The sequence below is a fragment of the Bradyrhizobium sp. AUGA SZCCT0158 genome, assembly GCF_018130065.1.
Lineage (GTDB): Bacteria > Pseudomonadota > Alphaproteobacteria > Rhizobiales > Xanthobacteraceae > Bradyrhizobium.
Genome location: NZ_JAFCME010000004.1, coordinates 110,109 through 125,631 on the forward strand (window position 1 = coordinate 110,109; position 15,523 = coordinate 125,631).

Consider the following 15,523-nt stretch of genomic DNA (forward strand, 5'->3'; position numbering starts at 1 on the left):
ACTTATGGAAGCTCGTCATCTCATGGCTGATCGCGAGAACGAATTGAAGGATGTAGTGGACGCTCTGGTTAAGTCTGCATCTCAGTACATCGACAAACAGGAGGAAGATGCAAACCCGTACACGCAAGCTGCAAGGGAAAAGGAAGAAGATGAGGTGCGCAAGGGCGCAGTTGAAGACGCACGGATGGTTGCCAAGATACTCATTAGCCAAGGCGGGGATGCAGCACGTGAAGCGCTTGGTTTCCCTCCTCCGAACCCTCTTGAACAACAGAAGTTGCGCGAAACGATCCTACTCAACCCGGAGCGAGCAGCTATGGGACTTAATTCGGTTATCCTAGAAATTGACGATGACGCGGACCACGGAGTTGCAGGTTCTCATTATTGGGTCGCTGCAAACCTATATTTGCCCGCACTTGTCGGAATTGATGCCTTGCCGCTGGAGAGGGAATGAACGGGAGGGGTGCCTGTCACTGGTCACCTACTGGGATTGGCATTCTTGAGGTGTGGTTGAGGAGTGTGGTTGCAGGGTTTGGTACGTTCGAAAAGTCCTATAAAATAAGGCCGTGTTGAATAGTGGTAAGTCTGGCTGGGGAACTAGGATTCGAACCTAGACAAACAGAGTCAGAGTCTGTTGTGCTACCGTTACACCATTCCCCATCTAAGTACTTGATATATAAGCACTTTTTTGAAGAGTTTTACAAGGCCATTATACGGACTCTCGCAAACGCTCCGGGCGGTCATATAGCCGCGTCGATGCTATTGGTCCAGTCCTACCGTAGAAGCAATTCATCTATTTGGGTCGCCACTACCGACCCTAGGTTTCGCCGCAGAAGCAGGGAGCGATCTCGCGAATGGAGGACATTACGACGGCTTGGCGCGATCGCGTGCCCCCGGAAGCAGGGTTCGCTCACCTACTCAGTTCCGCAATACATATCGTTGAGCAGCAAGACACTGATTTGCTTTGGCCAGTGAGGGACGGGTCCCAGATCTTGGTCAGCGATTATTCCGGCCAGCATCGCCAGGCGACACACGAAGTGTACTCGTTCCTTGTCATTACGAAGCACGTCCTCGACGGCTGGCTGCCCCAGCTAGACGAATTTCGGCAAACATTCCTACCGGACGGTCGCCGGCTCTCCTTCAAGCAGTTGCGAGAACCGGTCCGGCGCCGTGCCTATCCGCATTTCCTGGATGTAGTAGGTCGTCTGCCTGCCAATCTCATTACGATTATGATCGACAACCGTGTCGGCACCATCGCCCCTGGTGGTCCGGCCGAGACCGCTTTGATCTTCGACGACTGTTTCTCAGCTAATGCCTCAGCCGCCAGCGTCGAGAAGATGTTTCGTTTGGCGTTCTTCGTTGCTCTGCTGGGAGCAGGCCTTCGAGACGAAGAGCAACCGTCACTGTGGATCAGTGATCATGATGAGGCCCTCGACACCTTCGGCAAGCGTGATGGGCTGGGGCGACTGGCAAGTTACCTCAGCTTTGGCTTTACGGGATGGCGGAATCCAGCCCAACAGAATTTTCTTACAACCGAGGCCCCAAATTGCCCCAGGTGGGTGGAAGATCTTGCTGCTATTCCCGATATTTCTGCCGGAGCTTGCGCCCAGCTCAGCAACACGCTCCCGCTCTTTGAAGGCAGCAAAACCTGGACAATTCGGTTGCGCTCGCAGGTCGAGCCTGATTGGCGGGCAAAGGTTTTCGGAGATTGGTTATCGGAGCCGCATGGGGTCCTGCGGCACGTTCTTTTGCGCCTAGCCCCTGATGAAACCGGAGAAGTGCGAGCTTCAGCTCAGAAGTTCGTCCGGCGTTCAGTCTGAACTCTCAATGAGACAGGCTAGTGGAACGGGTGATCGGCTTGCGCTGGAAGCGATAGTGATCATCCGCCGCGAGCCCTTATTTCTTGCCATCTCTCGGAAGGTCGGCGCTCACCAACATCTGATCATAGAGCCAGCGCTTCTTACGCAGTTCTTGAAGGTCTGCAGCCACAGCTTCACCGAATTTACGGATCGCTACTGATACTTCATCAATGCGAGCCGGCAAATCTTCCCGCGCTTTCATCTCGGCTTCGTCAATCTTCGCCCTGTCGTCGTCGGAAAGTTCGTATTCGGGGTCATCTGCGTAAACCGATCCATTCTAGTCCGACATACAGTGGCTGAGCCGCTTGAGGATGTCGATGAGGTTTTGCCGTTCTGCTGTGATCTCGGCAGACCCGAAATTTCTATTCTGCCGTTGAATTAGACGGTCACGTGTGCTGTCCACGGTTTGGTTCATATCCCACACCCAGTGAGGAAGTACGGCGTGGTCATGCTCGCGGTGATGGTAGCCACGCGCCAGATCCTCGGACAGCGTTTGAAGGGCGGCCAGCTCTGGTTTGAGCCAACTCTCCAATCGCTTTTCGCGGTCCACATGAACCTGCTGCAAGGCAACTGCTGTCTGCACCGAGGACAGCTTGAGCTGCTTCAGAACCGGCTGGACAGTCAGCCATGCCACAAAGAGCGCGCCAAACATTGCAATGAGTGTTTGATATCGAGAAAGCCACCATTCAACACATCCAAACGGAGCCTCTTTGATTTGTTCGCATCCGCCATTGAAGGTGGCGCCGTAGGAGAAGCCTAATACTAGCGCGAGGACTGCCGCCGCGGCGACGAGGACCCTCGTATTGCGATTGTCAGTCATTCGGGATCGAACCACATGCGATCTTAACGGCACGCGTCACTTTCTTCCTCGCCCTTTCTGGTCGTCAAAGAAGATCGGAAAAAAACTGCGCTGCTGCTTTAGACGCAATATATCGCTGGTCTTGATCGTGTTGGCCCTGCGGCGCTCGCCACCGCCTTGTTCGGTGATGACCTCGAGGTCCGGATTTTCGATGATCGCTGAATTGATATCGAGCATGTGAGCGGGCGTCGCGTTGTAGATACTCGCGTAGAAATCCCCGACGGGAATTGCATCGCCGTAATTTGTGATGAGCCGTGGAATGTCATCATGGAGCTGCTTTCGTGCCTCTTCCCTTCCTCTCTCGTCGAACAGATATAGCATAGTGTCCGCTTCACTCGGATCGTAGGATAGCATGTGCAGACCCGAGCGACCGTAGTGCGCTTGGGTGCTGCTGTTCTGATGCAGGACGTTATTGTATTCCTGACGGGCGCGAACCGAATTTGCGAAATGGATGAGCCAATAGCGCCAGCCGTCCGGATTATGAATGGAAAACGGGCTAACGTAGTTCGCACACCGCCGGAACGAGTCAAATACAAGACGCTCGGCTGCGCCAAGCCACGCATCTTTGCTCATCAAGCCATCCAGCTGCGACAGGTCATCTGGGCTAACGCCAAATGGCGCAAGCTGCTTGGCCAGCGCAGCCCGATCCGTCTGGTGCAAGAACGTCAGCAGCGTCTGGATGCCGAACGTATAGAAAATTTCAACCGATGTGAACGACGCAACAATGTTGCCGATTGTGTTTATTTCAACACTGCCGGTTCCGCACTGATCCAGGTTAAAAAGGACGTTGTGATAGCTACCGCGCTCCAGCAGTTGCTTCACCTCAGGATAAAGTTCGTCGAACTTCTCATTCCGATACTCGATGCGAAGATGCAGTTTTGGCACGTTTGCATTGATTTCGGCGATCAAGGGGGCAGCATTCGTCTTCAGCAGCTCGACGGTGTCTTTATCGAAGTCGTTCAGGATGAGTAGGCATTCGATGTCGAGCGGAGACATCCCCTCGGCCTGACGCTTGATGTTGAACTGCTCCGTCGCAACGCGGAGTTCGTTTACAAAGATGAGCGGCGAGCCCGGACTGCCGCACTTGTATCGACCGCCGCCCGCAAAACCATCGACGATGGCAAGACGAAACCGGGATTGCTGGGGAAGCTGACAGCGAACGGCCAGGTATCGCGCGACGTATTCGCCAATAACCTTATGCTTGCGCCTCGAGTGCTCCTCAAGGACAGCACCCACAAGCCACGAATATGGTTTTTTCGACATTCGCCCCTGAGAAAGTGCTGATATCCCCCGGCATCATTCTCAGAGCGCGAGCGAAGCCTTCGGCATCTCGTCCCAAACCTTATCGCGATATACACGGCCATTGGCCTTCTTGGAACGGCGCTTGTTGTCTTTCCCCCAAGTCCCCCACTGCTTGAAGAAAAACGCAGTCTTGTGCGTTGCACAACGATCAAAGATTTCATCGATCCATTCCTCGCGGATCGGCCGGGCGGACCTGCCGCTCTCTCCACCGACGATAGCCCAGTGGATGTCGCGGAGATCAATCGCTCCGACAGAACCGATCAGCGGTTCAAATGAAATAAAACGGATTGCGGCCGGCACGGTGCGCAGGTGATTGATACGGTCAACGACGTCAGCATTCTCGACGCTGGTGCCGAGCCACACGTTTGGCAAAACCTCGCCGATCTTCGAGCGAACGAGCGCGGCCATTCGCTCCGGGCGTTTGGTGAGGATCTGGTAGTGATGGTGCGGCGTGGCGCGCATCACCGCCCATACTTTCAGAATGAAAGCATCCGTGACCCGTCCGTGAAACAAGTCGGACATCGAGTTGACGAAAATCTTCCGCGACTTTTTCCAGCGCAGTGGAATATCCAAAGCCGCCTTGTCTTCGCGGACGACGCCGTTCCAAACCGTTCGTTTTCCGCTACGGCGCGTGAGCCCTCTGTACTTCGGGAGATTCATCGCCTGAAGACGTCTTGCCATCTCCATGGCATAGCAATTCGTGCAACCAGCGCTGACGATAGAACAGCCTGCAACCGGATTCCAGGTGGCGTCGGTCCATTCAATCTGCGTCTCGGCCATGACCGTCCCCGTATCGCACTTTCGATCACGTCGTTCTTCGATCATAGGCGTAGCAGGTTAACCGTTAATACCGGGTTGGGCTGTAGCGCCCAGCATGTTCATGGTTTGTTCTATTGATGTCAAGCCGTAGAATCTGAAGGATTTCCACCGTGAAACGGCAGGTGGAAACCGACGTTCTCCCGATGTGGAGGTTGCGCAGATTCTATTACAGAGTTTTACAAACCGCTGGGAAACGCGGGGATTTATGGGGACAAAACCGGGGTGATCTTGTAAAATCACCGGAGGAATATCAATGGGTTAGGCCGAAAACCGTTAGGCTACCGTTACACCATTCCCCAAGAATTACTGAGTGACATCAATAGCTTAGTGAGTCGGTCGGCAATTTCTCGCGCCCGAATTCCAAGAATCCGGCGAACTGGCGCCCTTCTACTCGCTACCTTGCGCCCTTGGCAAGCGCGCGGGGAAGGCGTTGTTGCATAGGGTCCGGCAAATCCGCCGGTATTTTGGGACGCGGCCGGGCCGCAGTCAGGCCTTGGCCGATGAGCCTTTCGTTCGAAGAACTGGACTTCCGCCCGACGCCGATGGGCGTGCTCAGCCTGCGGCGCCGCAGGCGGCCGATGTCCGATGTCGATATTTTTGAGATCAAGCTCGGCGACGAGTTTCTGATGTCGAGCCAGTACACGTTGGCCGAGATCGAACTGGCCCGGCTCGGCCTCGCGGCGCATGGTCGCGCGGATCTGGACGTGGTGGTCGGTGGCCTCGGGCTCGGCTACACCGCGCGCGCAGTGCTCGAACAGGCCGGCGTGCGATCGCTAATCGTGGTCGATGCGCTTTCCGAGGTGATCGAATGGCACGAGCAGGGATTGCTTCCGCTCGGCAAGGAGCTCACCGGCGATCCGCGCTGCCGCCTGGCCCATGGCGATTTCTTTGCGATGTCGTCTTCCGCCGAAGGGTTCGATGCGGGTGCACAGGGGCGCCGTTTCGATGCCGTGCTGGTCGATATCGATCACTCGCCGCGCAAGCTGCTGCATCCGCGCCACGCCGCGCTGTACGAGCCGGAAGGGCTGGCGCGGCTCGCCGGCCATCTGCAGCCGGGCGGCGTGTTCGCGCTGTGGTCGAACGATCCGCCCGACGATGCGTTCGAGCGCGTGCTGGCCGGCGCCTTTGCGACCTCGACGAGCCATGTCGTGACCTTCGACAATTGGCGCGGGGATCACGATGCCAGCAACACCGTCTATGTGGCCGTGAAAGCCGAGGTGCCGCTGCCGGTTGCCGTCGCCTGAAGCCTCGATGCGGGCCGCTACTTGATCTTGTCGTAGGCCGCGGCGAAGTCGGCGAGCGGCATCGGAATGGTGATGCTTTCCTTGGCCATGTTCTGGAACGACACTTTCAGTTGCTTGCCGGATTTCATCGCCGCCAGCATGTCCGCCGGGATCGGGCTGTTGGCGTAGCAGCCGCGTTGCTCGCAGGTCTGGATCTGCAGATCGGAGACCTTGCCGTCATCGACCTGAAGCTTGGCGCCCGCCGGCAGGTTCAGTCCGAGCGGCAACTGGATGATGGCGATCGGTTGACGGGTCTCGCCGGCGACGCGGATGTTGAGCAGCACGATCACTTGTCCGGTCTTGGTCAGAACCGCGCTTTGTTCGACGGCGCATTCGAGCGGCGCGTCGCGGCTCGGGCTGGAGCAGCGCGCGACCCAGCCGGGAGCGGCGGGGGTGTTGGCCGGCGCGGCATCGGCCTGCGGGGCCGGCGTCGGCGACGGCGTGGCCTGGGCTGCACGCGGCGCGGCCTTGGCCTTGGGCGCCGGCGGCGTCTGGGCGAAGCCGGGCGAGGCAAACGTAACGGCGACGACGAATGCGAGCGTTGCTGAAATTTTCACTGATACGGCTCCGAAATATGTCGCTCTCGGATGTGCCGTCAGGGGCGCAAAGTCAAGCAACTCGCCGGCCAGATCGCCCGCAGGGTTAAATCACTGGCAATCCATCACGCGCAAAGCCGGTTCACTCGGCGGCCTGCTTCACGGTGCCATGTTGTTCCGGATCGGCCTCGCGATCGGGATGCGCCGGGCGTCCCCAGCGCGCAAACGCATTGGAGAGCCGGTCGAGATAGAGATAGATCACCGGCGTCGTGAACAGCGTCAGCGCCTGGCTGACGATGAGGCCGCCGACCATGGCATAGCCGAGCGGCTGGCGGATTTCCGATCCGGTGCCGGTGCCGAGCATCAGCGGCACGCCGCCGAGCAGGGCCGCCATCGTCGTCATCATGATTGGGCGGAAACGCAGCAGCGCTGCCTTGCGGATCGCGGCCTCGGGCTCCAGCTGCTCGTCGCGCTCGGCCGAGATCGCAAAATCGACCATCATGATGCCGTTCTTCTTCACGATGCCGATCAGTAGAACGATGCCGATCAGTGCGATCAGGCTGAAATCGAATCCGAACAGCATCAGGATCGCCAGCGCACCGACGCCGGCCGACGGCAGCGTCGACAGGATGGTGATCGGGTGGATGTAGCTTTCATAGAGAATGCCGAGGATCAAATAGACGACGACGAGGGCCGCGAGGATCAGCAGCGGCACGGTGCCGAGCGATTGCTGGAAGGCCTGCGCGGTGCCCTGGAAACTCGAGTTGAGCGTCGTCGGCGCGCCGATCTCGACCATCGCCTTCTGGACGGCGTTGGTCGCCTGGCCCAGCGCCGCGCCCTGAGCGAGGTTGAAGCTGATCGTGATCGCCGGGAACTGGCCTTGGTGGCTGATCGACAGCGGCCGCACCGGCACGCTGGTCCATTTGGCAAACGTCGACAGCGGCACCTGGTCGCCGGTGGTCGGGGATTTCACGTAGATCTTGTTCAGGGTGTCGATGCTGCCCTGCAGTTCCGGCAGCACTTCGAGAATCACGTGATAGCTGTTGAGCTGCGTGAAGTATTGCGTCACCTGGCGCTGGCCGAAGGCGTCGTACAGCGTGTCGTCGATCATTTGCGGCTGGATGCCGTAGCGCGAGGCGGTGTCGCGATTGATCTTCAGTTCCAGCGTGGTGCCGTTGGTCTGCTGGTCGGTCGCGACGTCGCGCAGCTCGGGCAGCATCTGCATCTTGGCGAGGATCTTCGGCGCCCATTCGTTCAGTTCGGCCAGATTGGCGTCCTGCAGCGTGAATTCGAACTGGGTTCGCGTCGGCCGGCCGCCCAGCCGCACGTCCTGCGCCGCCTGCATATAGAGCCGGGCGCCCTCGACCTTGTCCAGCTTGGGGCGCAGCCGGGCGATGATCTCCTGCGCTGACGCCGTGCGCTCGTTGCGCGGCTTCAGCGTGATGTACATGTTGCCGTTGTTGCCGGCCCTGCCGCTGCCGCCAACGTTCATGGCGATGGTCGCGACGTCAGGATCGGCCATCACGATCTTGCCGAGCTCCTCCTGGTGGCGCTTCATGTCGGCGAACGAAATGTCCTGGCTGGCCTCGGACGTGGCGGTGATCAGGCCGACGTCCTGTTGCGGGAAGAAGCCTTTCGGGATGATCACGAACAGGTAGACCGATAATCCCAGCGTCGCGAAGAAGATCATCAGCGTCGTGAATTTCCAGCGCAGCGCCAGGTCGAGCCCGCGTTCATAGGCGCGAAGCATGGCGTCGAACGCGCTTTCGCTCCATTGGTAGAAGCGCCCATGCCGGGTCTCATGATGCGACCTGAGGAAGCGCGAGGCCATCATCGGCGTCAGCGTCAAGGATACGATCATCGATACGAAGATCGTCATCGCCAGCGTGACCGCGAATTCGCGGAACAGCCGGCCGATGATGCCGCCCATCAACAGCAGCGGGATCAGCACCGCGACCAGCGAGATCGAGATCGAAACGATGGTGAAGCCGATTTCGCCGGCGCCCTTGAAGGCGGCGGCCATCGGCTTTTCGCCTTCCTCGATGTAGCGGGTGATGTTCTCCAGCATCACGATGGCGTCGTCGACGACGAAGCCGACCGCGATGGTGAGCGCCATCAGCGACAGATTGTCGAGCGAATAGCCGAACACCCACATCAGCGCGCAGGCGCCGAGCAGGGCCAGTGGCACCGTGACGGTCGGGATCACGGTTGCCCAGAAGCTGCGCAGGAAGATGAAGATCACCATCACGACCAGTGCGATGGTCAAAAGCAGCGTGAATTGCACGTCCTCGACCGCGGCGCGGATGGTCTGGGTGCGGTCGCTGATGACCTCGATCTTGATCGCAGGCGGGATCGCCGCGACCAGCCGCGGCAGCGCCGCCTTGATCTTGTCGACGGTCTCGATGACGTTGGCGCCGGGCTGCTTGAACACGACCAGGAACACGCCACGCTTGCCATTGGCCCAGGCCGCCTGCTTGGCATCTTCCGGGCCGGTGACGGCCTGGCCGATATCGCGAACCCGCAGCGGTCCGCCGTTGCGATAGGCGATGATGACGTCGTTCCAGTCCTTGGAATCCAGCAGCTGGTCGTTGGCGTAGATGGTGTAGGCGCGGGTGGCGCCGTCGATATTGCCTTTCGGGCTGTCGACGGTGGTGATCGTGATCTGGCTGCGCACGTCCTCCATCGACAAGCCCTTGGCGACCAGCTTGGCGGGATCGATCTGGATGCGGATCGCGGGTTTTTGCTGCCCGCCGATGATGACCTGCGCCACGCCGGAAATCTGGCTGATCTGCTGCGCCAGCTGGGCGTCGACGGCATCGCTGACTGATGTCAGCGGCAGCGTGTCCGAGGTCGCCGACAGCAGCAGGATCGGCGAGTCCGCCGGATTGACCTTGCGATAGGTCGGCGGCGAGGGGAGATTCTTCGGCAATTGGCCGCCGGCCGCGTTGATCGCGGCCTGCACGTCGTTGGCGGCGCCATCGATCGAGCGGTTGAGGTCGAACTGGATGGTGACCGCGGTCGTGCCGAGATAGCTCGACGAGGTCATCTGCGCGATGCCGGGAATTTGCGCGAGCTGACGCTCCAGCGGCTGCGCCACCGACGAGGCCATGGTCTCCGGGCTGCCGCCCGGCAGGCTGGCGGAGACCTGGATGGTCGGAAAATCGACCTGCGGCAGCGGGGCCACCGGCAACAGCGGATAGGCGACGAGACCGATGAACAGGATGCCGGCCATCATCAGCGAGGTGCCGATGGGGTAGCGAATGAAGGGCGCGGAGATTCCGCCGCTCATTTTTGGCCGACCCTGGCCTGCGCCGGGTCCGAACTTGCGACCACGGTCGAAACCTGCGTGCCCGGCTGCACCTTGTATTGGCCTGCCGTGATCACCTGCTCGCCGGGCGACAATCCCTCATCGATCACGGAGCGCCCGTCGATCGACCGCGTCACCTTGATGTTGCGCAGGGCAGCCTTGCTGTCCTGGCCGACCGTGAAGGCGTAGAGGCCGTCGGCGCCGTGCTGGACCGCATCGTCGGGCGCCACGGTGGCGTCCTTCAGCGTCGCAATCAGAAGCCGGGTCGAAACCGACTGGCCCGGCCACAGCGCATGATCCTTGTTGTCGAACACGGCCTTGAGCCGGATCGTGCCGCTCGTGGTGTCGACCTGGTTGTTGATCAGCGCCAGCGTTCCCGTCGACAGCACGCGCTTGCCGTCGGTCGACAGCGCAATCGTTTGCGGCGGCGCCACCGCTAGCGCAGCCTTGATCTCGGGCAGTTGATCTTCGGGGGCCGTGAAGATCACGGCGATCGGTTCGATCTGCGCGATGGTCACAATGCCGGTCTGGGTCGCGGCGTTGACGATGTTGCCGACGTCGACCTGGCGCAGGCCCGCGACCCCGGAGATCGGCGCCTTGATGGTGGCGTAGTCGAGCTGGGTTTGCGCATTGAAAATGGCCGCGGCGTCGGCCTCGATCTGCGCCGTCAGCTGCGCGACGGTGGAGCGCTGGGTATCGGTTTGCTGCCGGGTTGCGAATTCGCCGAGCTTGGTAAAGCGCTGCAAATCGAGACTGGCGTTGGCGAGATTGGCTTCGTCCTGGGCTTTCTTGGCCTTGGCCTGATCGAGCGTCGCCTGGAAAGGCCGCGGATCGATCTCGACCAGCGTATCGCCCTGCTTGACGAACTGACCTTCCTGGAAGGCGATCCGGTTGATCTGGCCATCGACGCGGGTGCGGACCAGGACGGTGTTGAAGCCTTGCACCGTGCCGAGGCCGGTCAGATAGACCGGGAAATCGGCCTTCTCGACGGCTGCGGTCTTGACGCCGACGCGGGCCGGTACAGGCCTTTGCGAATGATCGGCCCGGGCAGTGTGGTCTTCGCCGTGGAATCTCTGCCAGCCGAAATAGCCGAGCCCGGCCGTTGCACCGATCAGCAATAACAGACGGATCGCGCGCGATTTGGACATGCGGGCTTCTTGGGTTCGGGAGGGTATTCAAAAGAGTCCCTAGCGAAGTCCGGTGTAATATGCGCGCCGTTTCGGTGTAAACACACTAAGACTTGAAGAATCCTAAACAATTGGAAAGGTTTGAAGCCGCGCAGCTTGATCAAAAATGTCGCTCTGCAATGCCTGCCGATTGCGCAACTCGCCAGGCGTTTCGCGCCTGCAGCGCCGCGGTGAAGGTATGAAGAGTCTTGGCGGGAAAAACTCCCGATGGGACTCGGGATAATATCCGCGCAGCGCGATCGGCGGCTCGTCGAATTCCCGCAATTGCGATCGCGCTTTTCGAAACGTTTTGAAACATCGCTGGATGTCCATCGCGCGAGCGGGTTGTGATGCTCTCCGACTTCGGCGACGCGATCAAAGAAGTGGTGAAAGGTTTCAACATCGCCGCGTTGGGAGCGGGCGGTGTTGTGCCCATTGGCGGCCGATCTTTAGATTTAGAACCCTTCAAATCTAAGTCGCTCAAGCCGGCACACGAGGCCTTCGATGGTTCCCTAAAACGAGGCCCCGGGGCCGGGCCCCGCAGTTTACGGTGCTTCTAGTTTGCATCTCACACGAGGTATGCGTGTGGTGTCTTTTGTCTGGCTGCAGGGCATGGTACGTGATGCCCACGCCCGCAGCCTGACTTTCGATCAGACGTCGATCCAGGCCTTGGTAATGCGACCGGGGCGATGACCCTGAAACGGTCAAATTGACGGCATCTATCACAACCTAATCCGCTACTGGGCCGAAGCATGAATTTCTTGATTGTTCGAAACACCGTTGCTGCGATCGCCGCATTGGCGATCCTGTCGCCAACTGCGCCTTCGTCGGCCCAGCAGCAGATGGCGCCGGTAGCAACAGCCGCGCAGGCTCCGGCGGTTCAGGCTCCCGCGCCGTCGACGGCCGCAGCGCCGACTGCCGCATCCCCGGGGGCAGCCGCGGCCCCGGCTGCAGAAGCCACCGCGGCGCCGGCCGAGCGTGACAAGCTGTTGAAGGCTGCCGCTGCGGAGCTCCGCGAATTGTCGCCGTGGTCGATGTTCAAGTCGGCGGACGTGCTGGTCAAGGCCGTCATGATCGGTCTCGCCTTTGCCTCGCTGCTGACCTGGACCATCTTCATCGCCAAGATGATCGAGATGACCGTCATTCAGCGCAAGCTGCGCAATGCGCTCAAGAAGATCAGCGACTCCCGCTCGCTTGCGGAAGCGCAGTTCGCGCTGGGCGCGAAAAGTAACGTGCTGTCGTCGTTGCTCGCGGCCGCGATGCGCGAAGCGCGCTTGTCGGCGGGTATCTCGAGCGACGCCGGCATCAAGGAGCGCGCGGCGTCGAGCTTTGCCGAGATCGTGCGCGCCGAGGCGCGGCGGATCCGGCTCGGCATGGGCCTGCTCGCCACCATCGGTGCAACGTCGCCCTTCGTCGGACTGTTCGGCACGGTTTGGGGCATCATGAACAGCTTCATCGGCATCTCGAAATCGCAGACGACGAATCTGGCCGTGGTGGCGCCCGGTATTGCCGAAGCGCTGCTGGCGACCGCGATCGGTCTCGTCGCCGCGATTCCGGCCGTCATCATCTACAATCACTTTTCGCGCGTGACCAAGGGCTACCTGGAACTGGTCGGCCGTGCGTCGGGCGCCGCAGGACGGCTGCTGTCGCGCGATCTCGATCGGACCCATGTCAGCGGTTCGCATTCCCGTACGGCAGCGGAGTAGGCGATGGGCGCTTCGATCGCAGAGAGCGACGACGACGACGGCGATTTTGCGGAATCGCACGAAATCAACGTCACGCCGTTCATCGACGTCATGCTCGTCCTCTTGATCATCTTCATGGTGGCGGCGCCGCTGTCGACCGTCGACCTTCCGATCGACCTGCCGACATCGACGGCGACCCCGCAGAAGAAACCGGACAAGCCGACTTACGTAAGTATCAAGCCGGATCTGGCGGTCGCGATCGGCGAGAACCTGGTCAAGCGGGTCGATCTGGTGCGCTCGCTCGACGCGATGCCGGATATGAGCAAGGATAAATATGTGTTCCTGCGCGCCGATCGCGCGGTGCCCTATGGCGAGTTGATGGACGTGCTGGAGATCCTGCGCGCCGGTGGTTATTCGAAGCTCAAGCTGGTAGCGCTCGAAGGCGTTCCGGACGCGTCGGCGGTGCCGGCGCCGGCCGAAACGAAGCCCTGAACGGCTGATTTGTGATGACTGACCTCGACGAACAGAACACGTCCCGGCGGCTCTGGATTTTCGCAGGCGTCTGCGCGCTCGCGCTGCACATCGGCGGCGCGGCGCTGGCGATCTCGCATTTGCAGGCCGAAGAAGCCGACGATGCGCTCGGTGCGACCGCGATCGAGATCGGGCTCGAAATGGCCTCGGTCCATCGCGAGGTGACCGATCTGCCGCCGGGGCCGGATACGGATGCGTCGACAGCGTCGCCGCAACTCGCCGAGCAGAAGGCCGAGGTCAAGGAAACCGAGCTGCCGCAGGACAAGCCAACCGAACCCGAAGAAGCGGACCGGGTGGTGACGGAGACCGAGTCGAAAAAGCCGAAGGAAGACGAACCGAAGATCGCGGCAGTGCAGACCGCAGCCTCGACGGAGTCAGTCGCGTCGGAAGCAACCGCCACCCCCAGTTCCGAGGCGATCCCGGAGGGACCGCGATCGATCGCACCGGCCATCGGCACCGGCGAGACGGCGCGCCGCGTGCGTGCGACCTGGCAGAAGGAACTGATCTCTCACCTCGACAAGCACAAGAAATATCCAAAGGATCGCTCGCAACAGGCCGCCGAAATCGCTGTTCGTTTCACGCTGGACCGGATGGGGCGCGTGCTTTCGGTCAGCATCGAAAAGGGATCCGGCGACGCGGCGTTCGACGAGGCCGCACTCTCAATGGTGCGGCGCTCCGATCCCGTACCCGCGCCGCCGCCATTGATCGCCGACGAGGGGTTGAGCTTTACCGTGCCGGTGATCTTCCGCGTCAAATCGAAGAAGGGCTGAGCGGGGTAGGGCGTCGCGGGCCTACGACGCTGCGTCCGTTTGGAGCGCGCGCACCGCAGCTCTGATCATCGCGACGATTTCGAGCTTGGCGTCGCCGTCCTCAGGCTGACGCCACGCGCTCTGGATTGCGACGACCACCTGCTCGGCCGGATTGACGACGATGATCTGGCCATAGCCGCCATTCGCCGAAAAGACACCGTTGCTGACGTCGCCCGGCAAGTGCGGCATCGCCCACCAGTGGTAGCCGTATCCCAACGGCGAACCGGGCATGAGCCGACCGAAGCCGGTGGGGGCGCTGTCGGGCTGTCCGGCGAGATCGCGCCAGCCGGGCGGAAGGACCCACCGCCCATTGAAGGCTTCGCCATCCTCCAGCACCAGCTGGCCGAAGCGGCCGAAGTCGCGCAGGCGTGCGCTGACGCCAAACCCGCCCATCTCCATGCCGCCTTCAGAGTCAAGTTGCCAATACCCGTCGGCCTCCATGCCGGCAGGTCCCCAGATCTTCTCAGCGCAGTAGTCGGCCAGGGGCCGGGCTGTTGCGGCAGCGATCAGCGCGCCAATCAGGTAACTCTCGCCGGTCGAATAGTTGAAGACGACGCCCTGCGCCTGTGCGCGCGGCAGTTTGCACAGGAGGTCGAGGACGGAGCCTGGCCGCCGGCTCACCATGGCCTTGCTCAGACGATAGACCTCCGAGCGTCCGTCTGCATCGTTGTGCTCGCGCCAGGCCACGCCGGAGCACATCCGCAGGAGATTACGAATCGTGACGCCCTCGTAAGCCGAGCCGCGCAACCGCGGCAGGTATTGCTCGCAGCGATCGTCAAGGCTGCCGATCGCGCCATCGTGGAGTGCCGCCCCCACGAGCGTCGCGGTGATCGACTTCGCGGTCGACATGCTGGTCCACCGGCTCTCCGGGCCGTTGCCCATGCCGTAACGTTCCAGCGCAATCTCGCCGTGCTTCAGGATCAGCAGCCCGGCCGTGCGGCGGCGGGCCATGTGGTCGCTGAGGCCGAGGCGTACCCTGCCCACCTCAAAGGTCAGGTCCGCGAGCGAACGAGCGTGCGGTGGAAGCGGCCGCACCGCGTCGCCGCGCCGGATGACGCGCACCGGCCAGACCTGGTTCTGGTTGCGGAAGGTCGGCGCCTGGTTTTCGGGTGTCGTGTTCCAGATGTTCGGAGCCGCCCGCTCCGGATCGGCGTCATCAGCGGCATTCGTCGGTGCAGGATCGGCCATGAATACCCCCTCGTTCGTTGAGACGACGCCAGATCGCCCGGGAACGGCGCGTTTGCAAAGCAAATCAAGTTGGTTTGACGTGCTCTGGTCCCGCTGGCATGCTGACGGCCGACGATACGGAGACATAGCCCCGTCAGGGGATGTGCGAATGTCCGCTCAGGGTCAATCGCGTCGGTTTGGCC

General features: G+C 61.0%; 14 protein-coding genes, 1 tRNA gene and 1 pseudogene. 7 read left to right on the forward strand and 9 right to left on the reverse strand.

Annotated features, from left to right (window positions below; translation table 11 throughout):
- Positions 1–22 precede the first annotated feature (22 nt).
- Positions 23–451: a hypothetical protein gene (locus JQ574_RS07255; RefSeq protein ID WP_212207395.1), complete on the forward strand. Its 429-nt coding sequence runs from the start codon at positions 23–25 to the stop codon at positions 449–451.
- Positions 452–583: 132 nt separating this feature from the next.
- On the opposite strand, the gene JQ574_RS07260 is transcribed toward JQ574_RS07255, so the two are convergent.
- Positions 584–657: transfer RNA gene (locus JQ574_RS07260), tRNA-Gln, on the reverse strand.
- A 332-nt stretch (positions 658–989) separates the two neighbouring features.
- Here JQ574_RS07260 and JQ574_RS07265 point away from each other — a divergent pair.
- Positions 990–1,817, forward strand: coding sequence for a hypothetical protein (locus JQ574_RS07265; protein ID WP_212383426.1), 828 nt, complete (start codon positions 990–992; stop codon positions 1,815–1,817).
- Between the two features lie 76 nt (positions 1,818–1,893).
- On the opposite strand, the gene JQ574_RS07270 is transcribed toward JQ574_RS07265, so the two are convergent.
- From JQ574_RS07270 to JQ574_RS07285, 4 genes are all read right to left on the reverse strand, one after another.
- Positions 1,894–2,058: a hypothetical protein gene (locus JQ574_RS07270; protein ID WP_212207397.1), complete on the reverse strand. Its 165-nt coding sequence runs from the start codon at positions 2,056–2,058 to the stop codon at positions 1,894–1,896.
- A gap of 75 nt (positions 2,059–2,133) precedes the next feature.
- Positions 2,134–2,676 (reverse strand): hypothetical protein, encoded by a 543-nt coding sequence (locus tag JQ574_RS07275; RefSeq protein ID WP_212207398.1) that lies wholly within the window; start codon positions 2,674–2,676, stop codon positions 2,134–2,136.
- Between the two features lie 36 nt (positions 2,677–2,712).
- Positions 2,713–3,978 carry a three-Cys-motif partner protein TcmP gene (locus JQ574_RS07280; protein WP_212207399.1) on the reverse strand — a complete coding sequence of 422 codons (1,266 nt, stop codon included), beginning with the start codon at positions 3,976–3,978 and terminating at the stop codon, positions 2,713–2,715.
- 39 nt (positions 3,979–4,017) lie between these two features.
- A complete protein-coding gene (locus tag JQ574_RS07285) occupies positions 4,018–4,797 on the reverse strand; it encodes a phage Gp37/Gp68 family protein (RefSeq protein ID WP_212207400.1) in 780 nt (259 codons plus the stop codon).
- A gap of 539 nt (positions 4,798–5,336) precedes the next feature.
- On the opposite strand from JQ574_RS07285, the gene JQ574_RS07290 reads away from it, so the two are divergent.
- A complete protein-coding gene (locus JQ574_RS07290; RefSeq protein ID WP_212207401.1) occupies positions 5,337–6,080 on the forward strand; it encodes a spermidine synthase in 744 nt (247 codons plus the stop codon).
- A 17-nt stretch (positions 6,081–6,097) separates the two neighbouring features.
- Here JQ574_RS07290 and JQ574_RS07295 read toward each other — a convergent pair whose 3' ends face one another.
- The 3 genes from JQ574_RS07295 to JQ574_RS07305 all read right to left on the reverse strand — a co-directional run bounded on the left by JQ574_RS07295 (position 6,098) and on the right by JQ574_RS07305 (position 11,110).
- Complete coding sequence (locus tag JQ574_RS07295; RefSeq protein ID WP_312014697.1) at positions 6,098–6,676, reverse strand: invasion associated locus B family protein; 579 nt, start codon at positions 6,674–6,676, stop codon at positions 6,098–6,100.
- A gap of 121 nt (positions 6,677–6,797) precedes the next feature.
- Positions 6,798–9,944, reverse strand: a complete 3,147-nt coding sequence (locus tag JQ574_RS07300; RefSeq protein WP_212383428.1) for a multidrug efflux RND transporter permease subunit — start codon at positions 9,942–9,944, stop codon at positions 6,798–6,800.
- Entirely contained in the window at positions 9,941–11,110 is a 1,170-nt protein-coding gene (locus JQ574_RS07305; protein WP_212207403.1) for an efflux RND transporter periplasmic adaptor subunit, read from the reverse strand. The genes JQ574_RS07300 and JQ574_RS07305 overlap by 4 nt, the downstream gene beginning before the upstream one ends.
- A 561-nt stretch (positions 11,111–11,671) precedes the next feature.
- Here JQ574_RS07305 and JQ574_RS07310 point away from each other — a divergent pair.
- The 4 genes and pseudogenes from JQ574_RS07310 to JQ574_RS07330 form a co-directional block, all read left to right on the forward strand.
- A pseudogene (locus JQ574_RS07310) lies at positions 11,672–11,884 on the forward strand (PKHD-type hydroxylase); the annotation flags it as partial.
- The gene (exbB, locus tag JQ574_RS07320; protein WP_212207404.1) at positions 11,881–12,834 is read left to right on the forward strand and encodes a tonB-system energizer ExbB; all 954 of its coding nucleotides are present in this window, start codon (positions 11,881–11,883) and stop codon (positions 12,832–12,834) included. The pseudogene JQ574_RS07310 and the gene exbB, both read left to right, overlap by 4 nt.
- Positions 12,835–12,837: 3 nt before the next feature.
- Complete coding sequence (gene exbD, locus JQ574_RS07325; RefSeq protein ID WP_212207405.1) at positions 12,838–13,305, forward strand: TonB system transport protein ExbD; 468 nt, start codon at positions 12,838–12,840, stop codon at positions 13,303–13,305.
- A 14-nt stretch (positions 13,306–13,319) separates the two neighbouring features.
- Positions 13,320–14,114 (forward strand): energy transducer TonB, encoded by a 795-nt coding sequence (locus JQ574_RS07330; protein ID WP_212207406.1) that lies wholly within the window; start codon positions 13,320–13,322, stop codon positions 14,112–14,114.
- Positions 14,115–14,135: 21 nt separating this feature from the next.
- Here JQ574_RS07330 and JQ574_RS07335 read toward each other — a convergent pair whose 3' ends face one another.
- Positions 14,136–15,341, reverse strand: a complete 1,206-nt coding sequence (locus tag JQ574_RS07335) for a serine hydrolase (protein WP_212207407.1) — start codon at positions 15,339–15,341, stop codon at positions 14,136–14,138.
- Positions 15,342–15,523 lie beyond the last annotated feature (182 nt).

Excerpts from the sequence above, each read along its gene's own strand:
- JQ574_RS07305 (WP_212207403.1), bottom strand. The coding sequence starts at position 11,110 with ATGTCCAAATCGCGCGCGATCCGTCTGTTATTGCTGATCGGTGCAACG.
- exbB (WP_212207404.1), top strand. The coding sequence starts at position 11,881 with ATGAATTTCTTGATTGTTCGAAACACCGTTGCTGCGATCGCCGCATTG.
- JQ574_RS07275 (WP_212207398.1), bottom strand. The coding sequence starts at position 2,676 with ATGACTGACAATCGCAATACGAGGGTCCTCGTCGCCGCGGCGGCAGTC.
- JQ574_RS07335 (WP_212207407.1), bottom strand. The coding sequence starts at position 15,341 with ATGGCCGATCCTGCACCGACGAATGCCGCTGATGACGCCGATCCGGAG.
- JQ574_RS07290 (WP_212207401.1), top strand. The coding sequence starts at position 5,337 with ATGAGCCTTTCGTTCGAAGAACTGGACTTCCGCCCGACGCCGATGGGC.
- JQ574_RS07285 (WP_212207400.1), bottom strand. The coding sequence starts at position 4,797 with ATGGCCGAGACGCAGATTGAATGGACCGACGCCACCTGGAATCCGGTT.
- exbD (WP_212207405.1), top strand. The coding sequence starts at position 12,838 with ATGGGCGCTTCGATCGCAGAGAGCGACGACGACGACGGCGATTTTGCG.
- JQ574_RS07330 (WP_212207406.1), top strand. The coding sequence starts at position 13,320 with ATGACTGACCTCGACGAACAGAACACGTCCCGGCGGCTCTGGATTTTC.
- JQ574_RS07300 (WP_212383428.1), bottom strand. The coding sequence starts at position 9,944 with ATGAGCGGCGGAATCTCCGCGCCCTTCATTCGCTACCCCATCGGCACC.
- JQ574_RS07280 (WP_212207399.1), bottom strand. The coding sequence starts at position 3,978 with ATGTCGAAAAAACCATATTCGTGGCTTGTGGGTGCTGTCCTTGAGGAG.
- JQ574_RS07270 (WP_212207397.1), bottom strand. The coding sequence starts at position 2,058 with ATGAAAGCGCGGGAAGATTTGCCGGCTCGCATTGATGAAGTATCAGTA.
- JQ574_RS07255 (WP_212207395.1), top strand. The coding sequence starts at position 23 with ATGGCTGATCGCGAGAACGAATTGAAGGATGTAGTGGACGCTCTGGTT.